22 protein-coding genes are annotated in these 20,719 nt (G+C 70.7%); 5 read left to right on the forward strand and 17 right to left on the reverse strand.

The features are described from left to right. From cysD to ACFYPC_RS03580, 10 genes are all read right to left on the reverse strand, one after another. The coding region (cysD, locus tag ACFYPC_RS03535) for a sulfate adenylyltransferase subunit CysD (protein ID WP_388670090.1) at window positions 1-575 on the reverse strand (575 nt) is incomplete at its 3' end. Further along, window positions 572-1,135 carry an adenylyl-sulfate kinase gene (gene cysC / locus ACFYPC_RS03540; RefSeq protein WP_388670093.1) on the reverse strand — a complete coding sequence of 188 codons (564 nt, stop codon included), beginning with the start codon at window positions 1,133-1,135 and terminating at the stop codon, window positions 572-574. The genes cysD and cysC, both read right to left, overlap by 4 nt. Beyond that, complete coding sequence (locus ACFYPC_RS03545; RefSeq protein WP_388670096.1) at window positions 1,132-1,842, reverse strand: phosphoadenylyl-sulfate reductase; 711 nt, start codon at window positions 1,840-1,842, stop codon at window positions 1,132-1,134. The genes cysC and ACFYPC_RS03545 overlap by 4 nt, the downstream gene beginning before the upstream one ends. Then, window positions 1,839-2,018 (reverse strand): hypothetical protein, encoded by a 180-nt coding sequence (locus ACFYPC_RS03550; RefSeq protein WP_388670099.1) that lies wholly within the window; start codon window positions 2,016-2,018, stop codon window positions 1,839-1,841. Before ACFYPC_RS03550 ends, ACFYPC_RS03545 begins: the two co-directional genes overlap by 4 nt. A gap of 28 nt (window positions 2,019-2,046) precedes the next feature. Then, window positions 2,047-3,741 (reverse strand): nitrite/sulfite reductase, encoded by a 1,695-nt coding sequence (locus ACFYPC_RS03555; protein WP_388670102.1) that lies wholly within the window; start codon window positions 3,739-3,741, stop codon window positions 2,047-2,049. Window positions 3,742-3,876: 135 nt separating this feature from the next. Continuing rightward, entirely contained in the window at window positions 3,877-3,960 is an 84-nt protein-coding gene (locus ACFYPC_RS03560; RefSeq protein WP_388671963.1) for a putative leader peptide, read from the reverse strand. A 162-nt stretch (window positions 3,961-4,122) separates the two neighbouring features. Next, window positions 4,123-4,695, reverse strand: a complete 573-nt coding sequence (locus tag ACFYPC_RS03565) for a GNAT family N-acetyltransferase (protein ID WP_388670105.1) — start codon at window positions 4,693-4,695, stop codon at window positions 4,123-4,125. Window positions 4,696-4,763: 68 nt separating this feature from the next. After that, window positions 4,764-6,152, reverse strand: a complete 1,389-nt coding sequence (locus ACFYPC_RS03570) for a hypothetical protein (protein ID WP_388670108.1) — start codon at window positions 6,150-6,152, stop codon at window positions 4,764-4,766. Window positions 6,153-6,486: 334 nt separating this feature from the next. Then, a complete protein-coding gene (locus ACFYPC_RS03575) occupies window positions 6,487-7,785 on the reverse strand; it encodes a GAF domain-containing protein (RefSeq protein WP_388670111.1) in 1,299 nt (432 codons plus the stop codon). Between the two features lie 350 nt (window positions 7,786-8,135). Beyond that, window positions 8,136-9,785 (reverse strand): acyl-CoA dehydrogenase family protein, encoded by a 1,650-nt coding sequence (locus tag ACFYPC_RS03580; RefSeq protein ID WP_388670114.1) that lies wholly within the window; start codon window positions 9,783-9,785, stop codon window positions 8,136-8,138. Window positions 9,786-9,802: 17 nt separating this feature from the next. Between ACFYPC_RS03580 and ACFYPC_RS03585 the strand changes: the two genes are divergently transcribed. Beyond that, window positions 9,803-10,972 (forward strand): YihY/virulence factor BrkB family protein, encoded by a 1,170-nt coding sequence (locus ACFYPC_RS03585; RefSeq protein WP_388670117.1) that lies wholly within the window; start codon window positions 9,803-9,805, stop codon window positions 10,970-10,972. 57 nt (window positions 10,973-11,029) lie between these two features. Here the strand turns inward: ACFYPC_RS03585 and ACFYPC_RS03590 are convergent, their stop codons facing one another. Continuing rightward, window positions 11,030-11,878 (reverse strand): NAD(P)H-binding protein, encoded by an 849-nt coding sequence (locus ACFYPC_RS03590; protein ID WP_388670120.1) that lies wholly within the window; start codon window positions 11,876-11,878, stop codon window positions 11,030-11,032. A gap of 80 nt (window positions 11,879-11,958) precedes the next feature. Here ACFYPC_RS03590 and ACFYPC_RS03595 point away from each other — a divergent pair, with 80 nt between their 5' ends. After that, window positions 11,959-12,894, forward strand: coding sequence for an AraC family transcriptional regulator (locus ACFYPC_RS03595; protein WP_388670123.1), 936 nt, complete (start codon window positions 11,959-11,961; stop codon window positions 12,892-12,894). 10 nt (window positions 12,895-12,904) lie between these two features. After that, window positions 12,905-13,591 carry a helix-turn-helix domain-containing protein gene (locus tag ACFYPC_RS03600; protein ID WP_388670126.1) on the forward strand — a complete coding sequence of 229 codons (687 nt, stop codon included), beginning with the start codon at window positions 12,905-12,907 and terminating at the stop codon, window positions 13,589-13,591. Between the two features lie 49 nt (window positions 13,592-13,640). On the opposite strand, the gene ACFYPC_RS03605 is transcribed toward ACFYPC_RS03600, so the two are convergent. After that, on the reverse strand, window positions 13,641-14,042 hold the full coding sequence (locus ACFYPC_RS03605) for a VOC family protein (RefSeq protein WP_388670129.1): 402 nt from the start codon (window positions 14,040-14,042) through the stop codon (window positions 13,641-13,643). 131 nt (window positions 14,043-14,173) lie between these two features. Between ACFYPC_RS03605 and ACFYPC_RS03610 the strand changes: the two genes are divergently transcribed. Further along, a complete protein-coding gene (locus tag ACFYPC_RS03610) occupies window positions 14,174-14,788 on the forward strand; it encodes a hypothetical protein (RefSeq protein WP_388670132.1) in 615 nt (204 codons plus the stop codon). 118 nt (window positions 14,789-14,906) lie between these two features. Here ACFYPC_RS03610 and ACFYPC_RS03615 read toward each other — a convergent pair whose 3' ends face one another. From ACFYPC_RS03615 to mmuM, 3 genes are all read right to left on the reverse strand, one after another. Then, a complete protein-coding gene (locus ACFYPC_RS03615) occupies window positions 14,907-16,487 on the reverse strand; it encodes an amidase (RefSeq protein ID WP_388670135.1) in 1,581 nt (526 codons plus the stop codon). Next, on the reverse strand, window positions 16,484-16,768 hold the full coding sequence (locus ACFYPC_RS03620) for a hypothetical protein (RefSeq protein ID WP_388670138.1): 285 nt from the start codon (window positions 16,766-16,768) through the stop codon (window positions 16,484-16,486). The genes ACFYPC_RS03615 and ACFYPC_RS03620 overlap by 4 nt, the downstream gene beginning before the upstream one ends. Window positions 16,769-16,970: 202 nt before the next feature. Next, complete coding sequence (gene mmuM, locus ACFYPC_RS03625) at window positions 16,971-17,903, reverse strand: homocysteine S-methyltransferase (protein ID WP_388670141.1); 933 nt, start codon at window positions 17,901-17,903, stop codon at window positions 16,971-16,973. A 110-nt stretch (window positions 17,904-18,013) separates the two neighbouring features. Between mmuM and ACFYPC_RS03630 the strand changes: the two genes are divergently transcribed. After that, complete coding sequence (locus ACFYPC_RS03630; RefSeq protein WP_388670144.1) at window positions 18,014-18,796, forward strand: class I SAM-dependent methyltransferase; 783 nt, start codon at window positions 18,014-18,016, stop codon at window positions 18,794-18,796. 46 nt (window positions 18,797-18,842) lie between these two features. On the opposite strand, the gene ACFYPC_RS03635 is transcribed toward ACFYPC_RS03630, so the two are convergent. Together ACFYPC_RS03635 and ACFYPC_RS03640 are read right to left on the reverse strand one after the other, a co-directional pair. Then, complete coding sequence (locus ACFYPC_RS03635) at window positions 18,843-19,703, reverse strand: hypothetical protein (protein ID WP_388670147.1); 861 nt, start codon at window positions 19,701-19,703, stop codon at window positions 18,843-18,845. Between the two features lie 175 nt (window positions 19,704-19,878). After that, window positions 19,879-20,706 carry an oxidoreductase gene (locus tag ACFYPC_RS03640; RefSeq protein WP_388670150.1) on the reverse strand — a complete coding sequence of 276 codons (828 nt, stop codon included), beginning with the start codon at window positions 20,704-20,706 and terminating at the stop codon, window positions 19,879-19,881. Between the last annotated feature and the right edge of the window lie 13 nt (window positions 20,707-20,719).

Genomic DNA, 20,719 nt, shown 5'->3' on the forward strand with positions numbered 1-20,719 from the left:
ACGCGGACGTGTTCGCCGGGTGCGTGGCGGCCGTTGTAGAGCTGCCAGAGTTCGGGGCGTTGGCGGCGGGGGTCCCACTGGGAGAATTCGTCGCGGAGGGAGAAGACGCGTTCTTTGGCGCGGGCTTTTTCCTCGTCGCGGCGTCCGCCGCCGAAGACGGCGTCGAAGCGCTCGGTCTGGATCTTCTCCGTCAGTGGCAGTGTCTGCAGGGGATTGCGGGTGCCGTCGGGGCGTTCGCGCAGGACTCCGCGGTCGATGTAGTCCTGTACGGAGGCGATGTGGAGGCGCAGCCCGTGCTGGGCGACGACGCGGTCGCGGTACTCCAGGACTTCGGGGAAGTTGTGGCCGGTGTCCACGTGCAGCAGGGTGAAGGGGATCGGGGCTGGGGCGAAGGCCTTCAGCGCGAGGTGCAGCATGACGATGGAGTCCTTGCCGCCGGAGAAGAGGATCACCGGTCGTTCGAACTCGCCCGCCACCTCGCGGAAGATGTGCACCGCCTCCGACTCCAACGCATCCAGGTGGGACAGCGCGTACGGGCTGCCGGTCTCCTGGGAGACAGTCACGACGGTCGTCATGCGAGACCCCTCTCGGTGAGCAGCGCATGCAGCGCGGCCGCGGACTCCTGCACGGACTGGGTGTGCGACTCGATCCGCAGATCGGGCGACTCGGGCTCCTCGTACGGGTCGTCGACGCCGGTGAGCCCAGAGATCTCGCCCGCCGCCTGCTTGGCGTACAGCCCCTTCACGTCCCGCTCGCTGCACACCTCGACCGGCGTCGCGACATGCACTTCGATGTACGCCGCCCCGCTCACCTGGTGACGCTTGCGGACGGCCTCGCGGCTGTCGGCGTAGGGCGCGATCACCGGAACCAGGGCCTTCACGCCGTTGCGGGCGAGCAGGTCGGCGACGTAGCCGATGCGCTGTACGTTCGTGTGCCGGTCCTCGCGGCTGAAGCCGAGGCCCGCCGTCAGGAACGTACGGATCTCGTCGCCGTCGAGCACCTCGACACGGTGGCCCTCCTCGCGCAGCCGCCCGGCCAGTTCGTACGCGATGGTGGTCTTGCCGGCACTCGGCAGACCCGTGAGCCAGATGGTGGCTCCGGTCACTTGGTTCTCCAGGGTCTCTGAGATGGTCATCCGTGCAGCCCGCACTCGGTCTTGGAGCGTCCGGCCCAGCGGCCGGCCCGCGCGTCCTCGCCCTCGAGGACCTGACGGGTGCAGGGCGCGCAGCCCACGGAGGCGTAACCGTCCATCAGCAGCGGGTTGGTGAGTACGCCGTGCTCGGCGACGTACGCGTCCACGTCGTCCTGCGTCCAGCGGGCGATCGGGGAGACCTTGACCTTGCGGCGCTTCTCGTCCCAGCCGACGACCGGGGTGTTCGCCCGGGTCGGGGACTCGTCGCGGCGCAGGCCCGTCGCCCAGGCGCTGTACCGGGTGAGCCCCTCCTCGAGGGGCTTCACCTTGCGCAGGGCGCAGCACAGGTCGGGGTTGCGGTCGTGCAGTGCGGGGCCGTACTCGGCGTCCTGCTCGGCGACCGTCTGGCGCGGGGTGAGCGTGATGACGTTGACGTCCATCACGGCCTCGACGGCGTCCCGGGTGCCGATGGTCTCCGGGAAGTGGTAGCCGGTGTCGAGAAAGACGACGTCGACGCCGGGGAGCGCGCGTGAGGCGAGATGGGCGACCACCGCGTCCTCCATGGAGGAGGTCACGCAGAACTTCCTGCCGAAGGTGGCGACCGCCCACTGAAGGATCTTCAGGGCGGACGCGTCCTCGAGGTCACGCCCTGCCTGCTCGGCAAGGCTCCTCAAGTCCTCGTCCGTGCGCTCTTCCTGAATCGTCGTCATATCTCTGCCCCTCCATCGTCATTTCGCTGAAGACCCCGGGAAAGCAACCCGAGGAACTTCAGCTGAAAGGCCCGACTGCACGCCGCGCATTCCCACGCGCCGTGGCCCTGCTCACTTGGACGAAGGTCTTCGTCACCGCAGTAGGGACAGTAGAAAGGGGCGGCCCGCTCGTTCATACCGAGTCCTTTGTTTCGCTCGCCGCGCTCACGAAAGCGACTCCTCGCTGGCACGCGTGGCCCAGGTGGCGAAACGCTCGCCGTCCGCACGCTCCTCCTGGAAGCGCGTGAGGACCCGCTCGACGTAGTCGGGCAGCTCGTCCGAAGTGACTTTCAGGCCACGGACCTTGCGGCCGAAACCGGCCTCCAGACCGAGCGCCCCGCCCAGGTGCACCTGGAAGCCCTCGACCTGGTTGCCGTCGTCGTCCAGGACCAGCTGGCCCTTGAGACCGATGTCCGCGACCTGGATGCGGGCGCAGGCGTTCGGGCAGCCGTTGATGTTGATGGTGATCGGCTCTTCGAACTCGGGGATGCGGCGCTCGAGTTCGTCGATCAGGGAGGCACCGCGCGCCTTGGTCTCGACGATCGCGAGCTTGCAGTACTCGATTCCGGTGCAGGCCATCGTGCCGCGCCGGAAGGGGGAGGGACTGACCGTGAGGTCGAGAGCCTCAAGCCCGGCAACCAGCGAGTCGATCTGCTCCTGCTCCACGTCGAGCACGATCATCTTCTGCTCGACGGTGGTCCGCAGGCGGCCCGAGCCGTGCGCGGCGGCCAGCTCGGCGATCTTCGTGAGTGTGGTGCCGTCCACCCGGCCCACGCGCGGCGCGAAACCGACGTAGAAGCGGCCGTCCTTCTGCCGGTGCACACCGACGTGGTCGCGCCAACGGGCGATCGGCTGGTCGGGCGCCGGGCCGTCGACGAGCTTCCGCTTGAGGTAGTCGTCCTCCAGGATCTGGCGGAACTTCTCGATGCCCCAGTCGGCGACCAGGAACTTCAGGCGGGCGCGGGTGCGCAGCCGCCGGTAGCCGTAGTCGCGGAAGATCGAGATGACGCCCTCGTAGACGTCCGGGACCTCGTCCAGCGGGACCCAGGCGCCCAGCCGCTGGCCGATCTTGGGGTTGGTGGAGAGGCCGCCGCCGACCCAGACGTCGAAGCCGGGGCCGTGCTCCGGGTGGTTCACGCCGACGAAGGCGATGTCGTTGATCTCGTGCGCCACGTCGAGCAGCGGCGAGCCGGAGATCGCGGACTTGAACTTGCGGGGCAGATTCGAGAAGTCCTTGTTGCCGATGATCCGGCGGTGGATCGCGTCGATCGCGGGCGTGCCGTCGATGATCTCGTCCTCGGCGATCCCGGCGACGGGCGAGCCGAGGATGACGCGGGGCGTGTCACCGCAGGCCTCGGTCGTGGAGAGCCCGACCGCTTCGAGGCGCTCCCAGATCTCCGGGACGTCCTCGATACGGATCCAGTGGTACTGCACGTTCTGCCGGTCGGTGAGGTCGGCGGTGCCGCGCGCGAACTCCTGCGAGATCTCGCCGATGACCCGGAGCTGCTCGGTGGTCAGCCGCCCGCCGTCGATGCGCACGCGCAGCATGAAGTACTTGTCGTCCAGCTCCTCAGGCTCCAGGATCGCGGTCTTGCCGCCGTCGATCCCGGGCTTGCGCTGGGTGTAGAGGCCCCACCAGCGCATCCGGCCGCGCAGGTCGTTGGGGTCGATCGAGTCGAAGCCGCGCTTGGAGTAGATCGTCTCGATGCGTGTCCGCACATTGAGACCGTCGTCGTCCTTCTTGAACTGTTCGTTGCCGTTGAGCGGGGTGAAGTGACCCACGGCCCACTGACCCTCGCCGCGGTGACGGCTCACCTTGCGGCGGGGCACAGCGGCGGGATCCTGCGGGGTGGCGGCCATGGCTGATACGTCCTTCGGGACTGCGGGGACAGAGCGGAGAGCGTCCCTCGCCTGCGTGAACGGGCACATACGGAAGTACGTGCGCCCCATCGCGCAGGGGGAGGCAAGCGGGAAATGCCGACTGTGCCGGGGCTGTCAGCTCACCGGACAGATGGCGCTGGATACGCGGCCGAGGTCGACGTGCCGCCGACTCACCAAGGCAATCCCAGTTCCAGACATGACAGAAGCGTGTCACGGGGGTCTCGGGCCAGTCCACCATCATCCATCATGTGGACACCCTGGTCCCGGATCGTGAGACGGTGATGTTTTCGGTCCCCTGACCAGGCCCCGCGTCCTGCCGAGGACCGTCAGGATCCCATGACGCCGCAGGTCAGCGAATAATCAGAGGGCCCGCGCCCCGGGCCAGGGGCCTGGGACCGCCACCTCGCTCTCTTCCGTCACCTCCGTGTCGAAGAGCTTGAAACCACGCCGCAGGTAGTTCTCCATCGCATGCTCCCCGTCCTTGCTACAGGTATGCAGCCAGACCCGCTTGGTTCCGGCCCGCCCCGGCAGGCGCAGGGCCAGGTCCCAGGCCCGCGCGACACCGTAGGAGAGGAGGTGCCCGCCGATCCGGCGTCCGCGGAAGGCGGGGATCAGCCCGAAGTAGGCGATCTCCACGACGCCGTCGTCCTGCGGGTCGAGCTCCAGGTACCCGGCGGGCGTCCCCCGGTCGTATGCGACCCAGGTCTCCACGCCCGGCTTGTCCAGGAGCTCCTGCCACCGCTCGTACGACCAGCCGAGCCGGTCGGTCCAGCGGATGTCCCCGCCGACCGACGCGTACAGGAACCGGCTGAACTCGGGCGAGGGGACCTCGGCGCGGACGACACGGACGTCCCCGTCCGGCGCGATCGCGGGGAGCAGGTCGGTCGGAGCGGTCTGCTCAAGGGACCAGGTGGTCACGGTGACGTTGCTCATGCGGGCCAGGGAACCACGGGAGCGAGGCGGCCTCCAAAGGCGGCCTCTGCCCGGTCCTTCCCTCTGCCCTAGTCGAGCGAACCGTCGACCGAAGGCAGCGAAACCGCGTACAGAACCCGCCCCGCGGCCGAGTCGGTGCCCGCCGTGCCGGTCAGCGTCCAGAGTTCGTCCGTCTCCTGCCAGTACGACAGGGACGCGGTGCCCAGGCCCCAGCAGGCGTGTGAGAGGTCCGTGGTGCACGTGGCCGCTGTGGCCCCGCTGTCCGTCTGGCGCCAGAGAGTGGCGTGTCTGGTGTCACCGGCCGGCGTCTGGGCGACGTACCACTCGGCCTCGTGCGTGCCGTCCGGCTTGTGCGAGAGGACGCCGGACACTCCGGTGGCCTTGGTCTCGTAGACCTCGCCCGCGTCGACACGGCCCTTGGAGTCGGCTGCGAGCAGGCCGGTGCGGCCGGGCGCGCCGCTGTAGGGGTAGCGCCAGACGCGGGCGCGGTCCGTGCTGTCGGGGGTGGACAACTCGGTGGCGACCAGGCTGTCCGGGGTCGAGGTGCGGTCCAGGGAGAGCGAGCCGAAACAGGGGACGGAACGGTCGTCGCCCGTGGTGCACGAGCCGCCGGCCAGGTCGTACGAGGCGATGGCCGGCAGCACGTACTGATAGCCGTCCGCCGAGTAGCCGCCGCTCACTCTGCCGATCGCGCCGCTGGTCACGTCGGTCTCGAGGATGCGGCGCATGTCGAAGGCGAGCAGGGCCGTGCCGTTGCGGGCGGTGACGATCAGCTTGTCCTGGTACCAGACCATGCCGCCCAGCCGGGAGCGGACCGCTTCGAAGTCCTTACCGCCGTCCTGCGGTACGACGAGCAGGGCGTAGCGGTACGTGAGGGCGTGCGGGTCGGTCGTGTCGATGAACGCGACCCGGGCGAGGCCCTCGTCCTGCGTCGGCTCGCCCGTCCGGGGGTCGTCGGCGGCCTGCTGATCCCGGTGCGTCCAGCCGGCCAGGATCACCCGGCGCCCCTCCCAGGTGCCGTCCTCGTGGGCGTCCCCGGAGGTCGTGACGGAGCGTGGCAGCCACTGCCGGGCTTTCGCGTCGGCGTTGTCCCAGCAGTACGCGCGCGTGGCGGCCGGTTCGACGGGCAGCGCGGCGCGCTCGGAGCCGGCGCAGTCGTCCTCGTTCCGCATCGAGTGGTCGGCGCTGTCCAGTACGGCGGCGACACCGACGTTCCCGCCCATACGCCGGGTGAGCGTGTCCAGCGTGCCCTGGTCGGCCAGGGTCTCGTCGAGGCGGAGCTGTGCGGTGCCCGAGGACGAGGTGAGCGGGGTCAGCGCGCCCGGACTGCCGCTGCTCGTGGCCTGGGAGGCGCTGATCAGGGTGGCTGCCGCGGTGAGCGCGAGGGCGGTTCCGGCCAGCGTGGCCCGCAGTGCCTGACCCCTTTTACGACGACGATGCCTGCCGCGCTGCTTCATGCGTCCTCCCGAGTCAGGCCAACTGTCTCTCGCACTCGGTGCGTTGACGGAGAGGCGGGTGGGGTGGCCTGTGAGGGGATGCTACGGCAGAGACCCACGGGCCAGGTCACATACACCGGAAGACACTGACGAAATACGTACGCGGTGGACGCCGCTACCTCCGTTCGCCTCGCCACCCACCCCGTTGGCCCCCAGCGCTCATCCCCGTTGGCCCCCGCCACGCACCCCCGCTCGCCCCCTACCGCCCACCTCTACTCGCACTCTCCGCCCGCACTCTCCGCCCGCACTCTCCGCCCGCCTCCGCTCGTCCCCACTCGCACTCCCCGCCCGGCGATCACCCCTGACCAACTCGCGCACCCACCACCGCGGGTGCCGTCGAACGCGGCAGCAGGCCGGTCGGGTCGTCGGGGAGGACGACCTCGACCTCCACCTCCTCGCGGAAGCGGTAGGGGCGGTGGTCCAGTAGGCCCGTGAGGCGGCGGCGGAGCCGGGAGAGTTCGGCACGGACCGTGACCGTGCGGGTCGGGTCGCCGAAGAGGTCGAGGGCGAGCTCGGCGGCGCTGCGCCCTTGGCGGTGCACGGCCAGCACGTACAGAAGTTCGGCGTGACGTGGACTCAGGTCCTGTGCCCAACTGCCGGCCGCGCCCGCGACGGTGGCGCAGGGCCGCCGGAGGTCGCTGAGGTCGAGGACCACACGGCTCGCGCACCCCGAGGTGTCGGCCTCGGCAACCCGGAGCAGCCAGCCGCCGGGCAGCGGCTCCACGACGCAGGTGCCGAGGGACGGCAGCCAGTACCGGCCCGCGCCGAAGGAGTTGGGCAGCGGGACCCGGTCGACAGGCGGCATCCCCGTGACGGCCGCGAGCCAGCCGTGCGTGTCGACCACCAGCGCCTTGCCTTCCAGCCGGGACAGGATGGGCGCGGCCACCGCGCGCAGCCGTTCGACGGACGCCAGATGTCGGCCGCGTAGTTCGCTTTCGGCCAGTCGGGTCACCGAGTCGACCAGTGCGAGGGTGGCCGGATGGAAGGTGCTCTGCGGCCCGCTCACGTCGACGATACCCAGCAGTTGCCCGTCCCGCGGGTCGTGCACCGGAGCGGCGGCGCAGGTCCAGTTGTGCAGGGTGCGCAGGAAGTGCTCGGCGGAGTGCACCTGGACGGCGGCCCCGGCGGTCAGCGCGGTGCCGATCGCGTTGGTGCCCGTAGTGTCCTCGCTCCAGGCGGCGCCCTCCTCCAGGCAGATGCTGTCGGCCAGACGCAGCACACCGGCGTGGCCCTCGCGCCACAGCACCCGGCCCTCCGGGTCCGTGACCACCATGATCTGCAGGGAGGCGTCGGCGACCGAACCGAGACCGCCGCTGAGGACAGGCATCACGTCGGCGAGCGCGGTCGAGGTGCGGCGGTGCTCGATCTCCTCCGGCTGCAACAGGACGCTGTCCGTGCCCTGTTCGGGATTGACGCCGAATCGTTTCACCCGTTGCCAGGACTGACCGATGACGGGACGGGGTGCGATCGTGGACCGTTCACCTCTGACTGTCGAGGCCCAGGTTTCCTGGAGGCGCCGCGCCGTTTCGGACGCGTCCAGCGGGGCGAACCGGGCGAGGTTGAACGATGCCGGGTCGAACGATGTGGTCTTCACTTGAGCTCTCCCGAAACCGGTACCGCGTACCAACCGCGTACAAGGTGTGACGCCGCCGTCATCCCACATCGTGCCTGCTCCCGACCGCCGACGCCGGGGGTTCGCGCAAGGTGCACAGAAGGAATGCAACGGTCTGCAACTCTCGCCAACGGTCACAAGTTCCCCTGAAAATGACATTGGCGTCGCCCGTGCGGCGCCGTGCTCCTTGAACGGGGCCTGAAGCGGGGGTGGTGCCGTGTCGGCGCAGCACCACCCCCGTGCCAGTCGACGCAGCACCACCCCCGTGCCAGTCGACGCAGCACCGCCCCCGTGCCAGTCGGCCGGCACTCTGGCAGCCGTCGACAAGGCGATCACGACACCGGCCGTGCCCGCTCCACCACCGTGGCCAGATCCAGACTGTGCGGCAGCGTGCCGAAGGCCGAGCCCCAGTCGCCGCCCAGGCGTGAGCCGCAGAACGCGTCGGCGACCTCCGGCGGCGCGTGCCGGACGAGCAGCGCCCCCTGGAGCACCAACGCGACCCGCTCGGCAAGACGACGGGCGCGGCCCTCGATCCCCTCCAGGTCGGCGAGTTCGGTCAGCAAGCTCTTGATCGCCCCGTCCAGCCGGTGGTCGGCGCCGCGCGCCTGCCCCACCTCGCGCAGATACGCATCCAGCGCACCCGGTTCCCGCTGGATCGCACGCAGCACGTCCAGCGCCTGGACATTGCCCGCGCCCTCCCACACCGAGTTGAGCGGCGACTCGCGCAACAGCCGCGGCATGCCGGACTCCTCGACATACCCGTTGCCGCCCAGGCACTCGAGGGCCTCCACCGCGACCGGCGTACACCGCTTGGTCACCCAGTACTTGGCGGCCGGCACCGCGAGCCGCAGGAACGCCCGCTCCTGCTCGCTCCCGTCGTCGTACGCGGCGGCCAGCCGCAGCGCGAGTGTCGTCGCGGCCTCGGACTCCAGCGCCAGATCCGCGAGTACGTTCCTCATCAGCGGCTTGTCGACAAGCTTGCCGCCGAACGCCTCACGGTAGGTGCAGTGGTGCACGGCCTGCGCGACGGCCTGCCGCATCAGCGCGGCCGAACCGAGCACGCAGTCCAGGCGGGTCGCCGCGACCATCTCGATGATGGTGCGCACCCCGCGTCCCTCGTCCCCGACCCGGCGGGCCCACGTCCCGTCGAACTCGACCTCGCTCGACGCGTTCGACCTGTTGCCGAGCTTGTCCTTGAGGCGCTGGATGCGGAAGACGTTGCGCGTGCCGTCCGCCAGGACACGGGGGACGAGGAAGCAGGTCAACCCACCTTTGTCCCCGCCAGGGGTCGCCTGCGCCAGCACCAGGAAACCGTCCGACATCGGCGCCGAGCAGAACCACTTGTGGCCCGTCAGCTCGTACGTCCCGTCCTCGGCGAGCGGTCGCGCAGCCGTCGTATTGGCGCGTACGTCGCTGCCGCCCTGTTTCTCCGTCATGCCCATCCCGAAGAGCGCGCCGGGCTTCCGGTCGGCGGGGACCAGGTCCTGGTCGTAGACGGTGGAGGTCAGCCGTGGCTCCCACTCGGCGGCGAGCGCCGGGTCGGTGCGCAGCGCGGGCACCGCCGCGTGGGTCATGGACAGCGGGCAGCCGTTGCCGGCCTCGGCCTGCGTCCAGACCATGAAACCGGCCGCGCGCCGCACATGCCCGCCGGGCCGCGACCAGGCGGCCGTCAGCCCGGCCGACACCCCCTTGCCGAGGAGCCGGTGCCAGGACGGATGGAACTCGACCTCGTCGATCCGGTTGCCGTAGCGGTCGTGGGTGCGCAGCTTGGGCGGGTTCTCGTTGGCCAGTACGCCCCACTCCTGTACCTGGGCGGAACCTGAGGTGCGTCCCAGTGCCGACAGATCCTCGCGCGCCTCGTCGAGGAGTGCTGGATCGAGGTGCCGTTCGACCGCCTCCACGAGGGCCCGGTCGGCGGCAAAGACGTCATATCCGACCAGGGGCGGAGGCTGGTTGGTCACTGTGTGGGTGGTGGCTGCCATACGGATACGGTAAGGACGTGCACCAGGCAAAAGAAACACCTGAACGGCCTCCCTCGGGTCGTCTTCACCGCGCCAAAGCGCTGTACAGGAACGTGTCGAAGCGCCGGACCGCCTGGCTGCTGCTCAAGGACACCGTCAACTCGTGCATGGAGTACCGGATCCTGGGTCTGGCAGCGGAGGCGGCGTTCTTCACTCTGCTCTCCGTGCCGCCCCTGCTGCTGAGCATGATCGGTCTGCTCGGCTACGTGGACGACTGGACCGGCGCCGACACGATCGCCAGCCTGGAGAACAACATCCTGGAGGCGGCCCGCACGATCCTCTCGGACAAGGGTGTGCACGACATCGCCGAGCCGATCCTGCACGACGTGGTGAAGGGCGGCCGCCCCGACGTCATCTCCCTCGGCTTTCTGTTCGCCCTGTGGTCGGGTTCGCGCGCGGTGAACGTCTTCATCGACACCATCACGGTGATGTACGGCCTCGACGGCACCCGCGGGATCGTGAAGACCCGCATCATGTCGTTCCTGCTCTTCATCGTGGCGCTGCTCATCGGCTCGATCGCGCTGCCGCTGATGGTGGCGGGCCCGGACGCGGTGGTGAACATCGTGCCGTGGTCGGAGACGGTCGTGCAGATCCTGTACTGGCCGGTCGTCATCGTCCTCGGGATCGTCTTCCTGACGACGCTTTACCACGTGTCAGTGCCGGTGCGCTCCCCGTGGGTCGAGGACGTGCCGGGTGCCCTGGTGGCCCTCGCCATGTGGGTCCTCGGCAGTTTTCTGCTCCGCATCTACCTGACCAACACGGTCGAGGGCCCCACGATCTACGGCTCGCTCGCCGCGCCCGTCGCCGTCCTGCTGTGGATCGGGGTTTCCGCGTTCGCGGTCCTGGTCGGCGCCGCGGTCAATGCCGCCATCGACCGCGTCTGGCCGGCCGCAGCCACGGCAGCGGCCCGCGCCAACAACGAACGTCTGCGTGAGGCCCAGGTCGCCGAGTACGTCGCCCGCGTCTCCGCGTCCCGCTCGCACGACGCCGAGTTCGACGACTCCGACGACCCGGACATGCCCGCCGAGTTCCCCGAGCGCTGGTCCCGCTTCCTCCCGCCGGAGGACGTGACCTCCCGGCTGCGGGCGCATGTGAAGAACACGCACCACCCGCAGCACAAGCACGGGGATGCGCCGCCGGGCGACTGACACCAGCAGGCAGTGTCAGTCCCTGGTGCCAGTCCCTGGTGCCGGACCCGGCAGGACTCAGGCCTTCCAGGTTCCGGCGGCCGCGGCCTCCCGGACGAAATCCGTGAAGTCCCGCGGCTGGCGCCCCAGAACCTGCTGGACGCCGTTCGAGAGATGGGCGTTGCGGCCGTCCAGGAGGCCTTCGAAGACCTCGACGAGGAGGTCGACCTCCTCCGGCGGCATCCCGAACCCGGCCAGGGTGTCGCCGTACTGCCGCGCCGTCACCGGGACATACCTCAGCTCGCTGCCGGTAGCCGCGGAGATCTCCGCGACCGCCTCGCGGAAGGTCAGCAGCCGGCCCCCGGAAAGGGTGACGTCCTGCCCGACGTACCGGTCGCCCGAGGTCAGCGCGGCCACCACGACGTCCGCGATGTCCCGTACGTCGATGAAGGGCTCCTGCACCTCACCGGCCGGGAACACCAGTTCCCCGTGGACCAGCCCCTCCACCAGCGGGCCCTCACTGAAGTTCTGCGCGAACCAGGCCGCCCGCAGGACCGTCCAGTCCGCGCCGGACGTCCTGAGCGCCTCCTCGGTCGCCTGCGCCCGCTCCTCGCCGCGCGCCGACAGCAGCACGAGCCGCCGTACCCCCAGCCCGACCGCCTCGCGTGCCAGGGCGCCGACCGCCTCGGTCGCCGCCGGGGAGCCGACGTCCGTGGGGTAGGCGAGATAGGCCGCGTCGGCGCCGCGCAGGGCGTCCGCCCACGTCGAGCGGTCCGCCCAGTCGAAGCGGGTGCCCAGGGAACGGGACCCTGCCCGCACCGTGAGCCCGGCCGCCCGCGCGGCCTCCGCGACCCGGCTGCCGGTGCGCCCGGTGGCGCCGGTCACCAGTACCGTCACGTCCTTCGTACCTGCCGTGTTTTCCGTCATACGGACAGTGAACTTCGGTGCGCCGCAAGGAACCATCGCTGAACCGCTCATTCCCATATGTGCGCGTCTACGCTGGCCCCATGGACGCACTCGCAGGGCTTCTGGAGGGGCCACGAGCCCGTGGCGCCTTCATGATCCGTGCGTGTTTCGACCCGCCCTGGGGCATCCGCGTGGAGGACCGCGCCCCTCTGACGATCATGCTGCTCGTCCGCGGTGAAGCGTGGATCACGGCGGACGCCGGAGAGCGGGTGCGGCTGGGGGCGGGCGACGTCGCCATCGCGCGCGGCCCGGACCCGTACACCGTGTCCGACGCCCCGGGAGCGGTCCCGCAGGCGGTGATCCTGCCGGGCGGGGAGTGCAGCTATCCCGACGGGCGCTCCATGAAGGGCCACTGGGACCTCGGTGTGCGCAGCTGGGGCGACCGGCTCGACGGGGCCGCGGTGATGCTGATCGGGACGTACATGATGCAGGGCGAGATCAGCGGCAGGTTGCTCGACGCCCTGCCGCCGCTTCTCACGCTCACCGCCGACATGTGGGACTGCGCGCTCACCGACATCCTCGCCGAGGAGATCGTCCGCGACGAACCCGGCCAGGAGGTCGTCCTCGACCGGCTGCTCGACCTGCTGGTCATCGCCGCCCTGCGGGCCTGGTTCTCCCGCCCCGAGGCCGAGGCGCCCGCCTGGTACCAGGCTCTCGCGGACCCCGTGGTGGGCCGCGTCCTGCGGCTGGTCCAGGACGACCCGGCCCACCCCTGGACCGTCGCGACCCTCGCCGCCAAGGCGGGCGTGTCGCGCGCCGCGCTCGCCCGCCGCTTCAGCGAACTCGTCGGCGAGCCCCCCATGACCTACCTGACCGGCTGGCGCCTCGCCCTGGCCGCCGACCGGCTGCGCGACACCGAGGACACCATCGGCGCGATCGCCCGCCAGGTCGGCTACGGCAGCGCCTTCGCGCTCTCCAGCGCCTTCAAGCGGGTGTACGGAGTCAGTCCGCAGGAGCACCGGACACGAGCGGCGTAGCGTGTCGTACGTGTACGCGGAGAGGGCGTCCAGGCTTTCCGGTGCCGTGGTGTGGACGAACACCCCGTCCACGCCCGGTGCGCGGCCCGTACTGCCCGACGGGTGCATGGACCTGCTGTGGACCCGGGGGCGGCTGCTCGTCGCCGGTCCGGACACGCGCGCCTACGTCCCGGAGGGCGTGCTCGGCGGCTGGGCGGGCGTCCGCTTCTATCCCGGCACGGCTCCCGCGTTCCTCGCCGTACCCGCCCACGAACTCCGCGACCAGCGTGTGGAGTTGGCGGACATCTGGCCCGCATCGGAGGTGCGACGGCTCACCGCGCGGGTCGACTCCGCCGCCGACCCCGTGAGCGCGCTCGAAGAGGTGGCGCTGGCACGGGCGGCCGACGCCGAGCCCTGTGACCCACTGCTCGGGGAGGTCGTGGCGGCCCTGGACGCGGGCCGCCCTGTGGCCGCCGTCGCTGATGAACTCGGCCTGGGCGCCCGCCAGTTGCACCGCCGCTCACTGGCCGCTTTCGGGTATGGGCCCAAGACGCTGGCTCGCGTGCTGCGGCTCCAGCGGGCGCTGGCCCTCGCACGGGACGGGGTGTCCTTCGCGGAGACCGCAGTCCGGGCGGGCTTCGCGGATCAGGCCCATCTGGCTCGGGATGTACGGGAGTTGGCGGGGATGCCACTGCGGCAGCTGCTCGGGCGCGGGTAGCGACGGCCGGATTCCGGATGCCGGCGGGGCCGCCGTCGGCGGTCGGCTGCTATTCGGCTTCCGGCAGCCGTGCGAACAGGTCGACGCCGTTGCCGTCCGGGTCCCGCACGACCGCGTACCGCATGCCCCAGACGGCGTCCCAGGGCTTGAGCTCGCCGTGGTGGCCGGCGCCGATCAGGTCGTCGTACGCGGAGTCGACCTCCGCCGGACTGGCGCAGAGGAAGGCGAGTGAGACCCTGCCGCCCGAGGTCGGAGGCCGGTATCCGGCGTGGAAGGACCGAATCACCTCGTCGGTGTCGAGGGCGAGCCGCAGCCCGCCGGGGAGTTCGGTCTCGACGTGCGGCTGGTCCTCGGAGCCCTCGGGGAAGGTGAGCCCGAGGCGGCGGTAGAAGGCGAGGGAGGCGGACATGTCGGAGACGGCGATGCCGATCAGGTCAAATCGTGGAGTCATGCGGTCACGGTAGGCAGGACGTGGGCGGTGGGTCTTGAAGGAATCGGACACGCGCTCCTCCTGCCCGGGTCCGCATATGAAGCTCCGGGTCCGTATATGAAACACCTGTGCGAGTGAGGCAGGATGGCCGCATGATCCGAACCATGCGTGTGCGTGTGCTGCTTCCGGCGTTACTGCTTCCCGCCCTGCTCGCCGGCTGCGGCACGGAGAAGGCGGGGGCCGGGACGCTCGACCCCCCGCCGGCCGGCCCCGACCGCGCCGAACTCGACGCCCGTGCCCGGGCGTTGCAGATCGCACCGGAACTCGTGTACGTCACGGAGGCACCCGGCTTCACCCTGGCCCAGCAGTCGGTGGGTGTGTACGGCGGTGACGGCTTCTCCAGCGTGTACTGGTCCGAGAAGACCGGCGGTCAGATTCACCTCTATGTGGACCGGGGCACGGTGACGGCGGAGAGCTGTGCGGGGTGTGAGCGGGACGGGGACGTCTGGTACCGCGGCGGGAGTGGGCAGCACGAGTACCTGCTGCCCGAGAAGGGGGACGTCGTCGTTCGGGTGAGCGCGGACTCGGCCATGATCACCCGGGCCGTCCTCCGTGACGCCGCCACGGCGAGCCACCGCCCCGGAAACGTCGAACTGGCTGCCCTCTTCCCGGCCCCCGCCCCGACCGCCACCGCGCCGGTGGAGCGCGGGGATCTTCCCCCGGTGGGGGACGGGGCACCCAACAACGAGGTGGGCACGACGGGTTGAGGTGGGCGTGGGGGGTCTTCTCGCCCCTCCGACGCCGGCCGTCCCCTCCTCTCGGGGTCGCGCCCCGTTTCAGCCCGCCTCGCCGCCGCGACTCTCTCCGTCCCGCTGACGGGCGACGTCACGCGGAGGTCGCTGCCGCCTCCTCGGCCGAGAGCTGCGGCCGGACGGTCGCGGCCTTCAGCAGGGCGGAGGTGGTCGTCGGATCGGCCGGGCGCCGGGTATGCCAGTCGGTGACCGCCTGATACGCGGCGGCCACCTCCAACAGCCGGTCCTCCTCGTACGGTTGACCGCCGAGGATCGCGCCGACGGGCACGCCGGCCGTGTCGAAGCCGATGGGGAACCCGATTTCGGGCAGCCCCAGGATGTCGAACGGCACAGGACCGGTCTGCAGGAGCACATCGCAGCGGTCCATGAGCCCGTCGAGGACCTCCCGCAGCAGATGGTTCTTGGCACGCTGAGCCGTGATCCACTCGTCGCCCGAGAGCATCAGCCCCTGGAGCCAACTCAGCAGCGACACACCGAACTTGGCCGGGTCCACGCGCAGCCAGTGCCGGAAAGGCTCGCTGCGCTCGGCGAGCCGGGCCGCGTTGAAGGTGCCGGTCAGCAGCGTCCAGTCGTCCGGGTAGGTGATGTCGACCAGTGTGACGCCCGAGATCGCGTCGAGCTGGTCGAGGAAGGCCCCGCGCAGCGTCTTCTGCGCGCTCAGGAAGTCGGCCGGCACGCCGATCCGGGTGGCGCGCCGCATCCGTACCGCGCCGCCGCTCGTGACGACGGGCGTCGCGGACCGGATGAGATCGGGCACTGCCGGCAGCCCCAGCGTGCGCGGGTCCTGGGTGTCCGGTCCGGCCATGACCTGGAGCATCAGCGCCGCGTCCATGGCGTCGCGCGCGAGCGGCCCCGAGTGGTCGCGGGTGAAGGAGAGCGGGATGATGCCGTGGATGGACACCCGGCCCATGGTGGGCTTGAGGCCTGTCAGGTTCTGCTGATTGGACGGCAGCACGATGGAGCCGCCGGTCTGCGTGCCGATCGACGAGGACGCAAGACGCCCGGCCACCGAACAGGCGGGCCCGGTCGAGGAGCCGCCCGGGTCGACACTCGGGTCCTCGGGCGTCCAGGCGTTGACCGTCGTGACCGTCCCGTTCGGCAGCGTGGCCCGGGTCGTGGCGAGCGGCCCCATCTGCCCCTTGCCCAGGACGATGCCGCCGGCCGCCTTCAGCCGGGCCACCGCCGTGGCGTCCTCGTCCGGCACGAAGTCCTCGAAGATGTACGAGTTGCAGCGCGTCGGCACGCCCTTGGTGAAGTAGTTGTCCTTGATGCACAGAGGGATCCCGCGCAGCACGCCGCCCGTCCCGCTCCGCCCCTGGTCGGCCTTCCGTGCCGCCGAGAGCGCCGCGTCGCCGGTCACCTCGGCGTATGCCTGATACGTGCCGTCGTACCGCTGGATCCGCTCCAGGTACGCCTCGGTCAGCGTCGCCGACGTCAGCTTTCCGCGCCGCATGAGGACCACGGCCTCGGTGAGGGTTGCCTCGGAGGGGTCCTGCTGGGCGGCCTTGCGTACGTCGATGTCGGGAACCTTGGGAGCGCTGGTGGCTGCGCTCGTGGGTGTTGCGCTCGCGGGAGTGGCGCTCTGCACGGCGAGCCCGCTCGCCAACGCCGCCGAACTCGCGAGGAAGACACGTCTGTTGAGGGCACGGCTCATCGGTCGCCCGCCTTACCGGTCCAGGCCTCGGTGATGGACGGGTAGATGAGGGGCGGCGAGGCCTGTTGCGCGTACGCGGGGCTGTCCGCCGGAGGTGTCCACCCGGATATCGCGCCCGGCGTGGACGCCACGAACGACTTCAGTGAGGCGAGTGCCTGGGCCTGCGTGGGCACCCCCGTGTCGGCGTCGAACACCTCGGGCAGCAGGGAGAGCTCGAAACCCGCCAGCGCGAGGCGGGTCCGTACGTAGGTGTCCAGTTGTTCGGGGGTGGGGTCGCTCAAGGGTGTCTCCGTGGTCCGTGGTCCGCTCGGAATCGCTGACGAGTACACGGACCTCATCACCCGCCCGTGAAGTCCCCATTGAGCCCGTGCTTCCCAGGAGTTACGCCAACCTCAGCGCGCCCTCGGCGCCCCAGCGGTTCCGCAGCTCCTCCAGCACCCCCTCAGCTTCCTTCAGCACCCCGTCAGCTTCCTCAGCACCCCCTCAGCTCCCCAACGCCTCGTGGATCGCGGTGATCGCTCCGGGCCCCACCCGGCAGCACCCTCCGATCAGCCGCGCCCCGCCCCGGCGCCACCCCTCGACCTGCTCGGCGGTGAACATGGACCGTCCGTTCCACGCCCGCGCCTGCGCGTCCCACTCCTCCCCGCTGTTCGGATAGACGACGACCGGTTTTCCGGTCACCCGCGCGGCCGTCGCGACCGCCGCGTCCACATCCTTCGGGGCGCAGCAGTTCACGCCGACCGCGATGACCTCGTCGGCATCGGCGGCCAGGGCGAAGGCCTCCGCCAGGGGCTGCCCGGCCCGCGTCCGGTCACCGTCGACGCTGAACGACAGCCACGCCGGTAGGCCGAGCCCGCGCACGGCCCGCAGCAGGGCTCGCGCCTCGTCCGCGTCCGGCACGGTCTCCAGGGCCAGCACGTCGGGCGCGGCGGCGGCCAGCACCTCCAGGCGCGGCCGGTGGAACCGCTCCAGCTCCGCGACGCTCAGCCCGTACCGCCCCCGGTACTCCGAACCGTCGGCGAGCATCGCCCCGTACGGTCCGACCGACGCGGCCACCCACAGCGGCCGTGTGACGCCCTTCGCCTGTGCGCGACGGGCGGCCTCGCGCGCCAACTCGACGCTGCGGCCAAGGAGTTCAGCCGCCCGTTCGCGCGGGATGCCGTGCTTGGCGAAGCCCTCGAAGGTGGCCTGATAACTGGACGTGATCGCCACGTCCGCGCCCGCATCGAAGTAGGCCAGGTGCGCCTCGACGATCGCCTCGGGCCGCTCCGCGAGCAGCCGAGCCGACCACAGCTCGTCGCTCAGATCGTGCCCGGCCGATTCGAGCTGGTTGGACATGCCCCCGTCGAGGACGACCGGGCCGTCGGCGAGGGCGTCGGCGAAAGTGCCGATGGTGTCGCTGGTGTCGCTGGTCATGTCACGACGCTAGTCGAACCGACCCCAGACACCTCCCGACGTCCATCAAGCGGGCATTTCGCCCACAATATGGGATGCGGGTCGGAGGTCCGGCTGCCTAGCCTTGAGGCATGCTGCGAGACGTCTTCAACGAGGACCCCGAGCTCTACGACCGTGCCCGCCCCGCCTACCCGCCCCCACTGGTCGAGGCGTTGATCACCACCGCCGGCCTGACCCCGGAAAGCCGCGTCCTTGAGGTGGGCCCCGGAACCGGACAGCTCACCGTCCCGCTGGCCCGGCTGGGCTGCCGGATCACGGCCGTGGAGCTGGGATCCACGGTCGCGGCGGTCACCCGGCGCAACCTGCGGCCCTTCCCGAACGCCCGCGTCGAGGTCGGGGCCTTCGAGGAGTGGCCCCTCCCGGAGGAGCCCTTCGACCTGGTGGTCAGCGCGACCGCCTTCCACTGGATCGACCCGGCTGTCCGCGTGCCCAAGGCGGCAGCCGCCCTCGCCCCGGGCGGCACCCTCGCCCTCGTCACCACCGAGCACGTGGCGGGCGGGAGCTGGGACCAGGACTTCTGCGATCTGGTCCAAGGCTGCTACGAACGCTGGGACCCCACCACTCCGCCCGGTCTGCGCATGCCGGACGAGTCCGAACTGCTCCCCGACACCAGCGAAATGGACCGCTCCGGCCACCTGGACACGGTGGAGGTACGGCGCTTCGCCCAGGAGATCACGTACTCGGCCCCCGAGTACCTCGACCTCCTGTGCACCTTCTCCAACCACCGCGCCCTGGACGCCACCGCGCTGACCGGCCTGCTGGACTGCGTCGGAGACCTCATCGAGAACCGCAACGGGGGCAGCGTCACGAAACGCACCCTGCACGAACTCATCACGGCGAGGCGTACGGCGTGAGCGGCCCACCGGTGCCGGCGAAACTGAGACGACAGGGACGCGGCGGCTAATCGGCGCCGACGACCTTGAAGTCCTGGTCGACGAAGACGTGGTGCGGCCAGTTGACGCCGACGTAGTGGACCTCGTACTCGCCGCCGCTCAGCTGCACCACACGGTCGACGACGCCACCCGGGTAGGCGGCCAACGCGGCTTCGGTCGCCTTGTCCGCCGTCGTTCCGCTGACGATCGTGCCGTCTCCCTCGGTGTAGTTCGCCGGGATCTGCCCGTCCTGCTTCGCCTCTGACGGCGAACCCTGCTGGAAGGGGACCACGCCCGCGGCCGTGGAAGCAGCGGCTCCGCCGTCGCCGTTCGGTTGGACGGTGACCTGCGACGCCGTGATGGTCGTTCCGTCGGCCGAGCCGAGCACGAGGACGCTGGCGCCCGTCGTGACGGCACTCGCCGTGGTCGAACTCGTCCCGTTCAGGTACGTAGTGGAGGACGCCTCATTGACGGTGACCTTCTCGCCCGTGGCCGTGGTCAGGGTGAAGCCCGACGAGGTCACACTGCTGACGGTGCCGAGCGATCCCCCTTCGGCCGGTCCGGAGCGGGCGTTGGATCCTCCGCCACCCGCCGCGGGACCGCCGGCCGCGGGACCGCCGACCGGGGGAGCGCTCGCGACACTGCTGCTGGAGCCGACGGGCTCCGCCGTGGTTGCCGAGGGTGACGTGGCGAGAGCGACGGAAAGTCCGACCACCGCGCACACGAGTGCGGCGGAGACGGTCCACGCGGTCTTCCTGGTCTTCAGCACGCGCCGCGCCTTCGCCAGGCGGGCTTCCTCGGGCTGCACCGGCGGCGGCCCTGCCGCAGGGCTCGGAACGGGGCTGGTGGGAACGGGTTCGTTGGGGTTTCGCGGCTCGTGATCGCTCATGACGGCGCTCCTCTGGATACGGGTCCTGCGTACAGAGTGCGAACCATTCATGTGAGATACATGTACGCCGTCTGTGTTGTTTCTGAGATCAGTGGGGTCGGACATCCCGGCCGACCGCCGGGCACGCCCGACCTCACCACAGTCAACGCAGCTGTCGCAGCTGCAGCAGCCGCCGTCACGCCTCGAATGCCGTGTCCCGGGCCACCTTCTCCCAGGCGGCGATCTCCACCCGCTGTGCGTCGAGGTGGGCGACCACCGCGTCCACACCGTCACTGCCGAGGGGCAGCCGCAGTGGGGCGGCCTCGGCGGCGAGGGCGGTCAGGACCGCCGCCGCGGCCTTCGCCGGATCGCCGGGCTGGGAACCGTCGGATCCGGCGACCATCCGACGGGTGGCGCCGACCGTGTCCGCGTAGTCGGCGATCTCCTCGCTGGTGGTCGCGTTGCCGAACAGCCCCGTGCGGAACGAGCCCGGCTCCACGATCAGGACCTTGATACCGAGCGGACCCACCTCGCCCGCCAGTGCCTCGGAGAAGCCCTCAAGGGCGAACTTGGTGCCGCTGTACGCCGAGAACCCCGCGAACGACATCTGTCCGCCCATGCTGCTGAGCTGCACGATCGCTCCGGAGTGCCGCTCCCGCATGTGCGGAAGCACGGCCCGCACCAGCGCGACCGGCCCGAAGAAGTGCAGCTCGAACAGCTCGCGCAGCTCGGCGTCCGTGGTTTCCTCGGCGGCGCCGACGTGGGTCCGGCCGGCGTTGTTGACCAGCACGTCGATCCTGCCGTGCCGCTCCACCACATCGGCCACGACGGAGGTGATCCCCGCCGGGTCCGTGACGTCGAGGGTGAGCGCCTCGACCTGGTCGGGGTGGGCCGCCACCAGGTCGGCCAGCGTCTCGGGCCTGCGAGCCGTGGCCACCACGACATCTCCCGCGGCGACGGCCGCCTCGGTGAACGCCCGCCCGAAACCGCTGTTGGCGCCGGTGACCAGCCATACCTTGCTCATGTCCAACTCCCTT

Origin of the sequence: Streptomyces sp. NPDC005808, assembly GCF_042871385.1 — a bacterium.
Classification (GTDB): Bacteria; Actinomycetota; Actinomycetes; order Streptomycetales; family Streptomycetaceae; genus Streptomyces.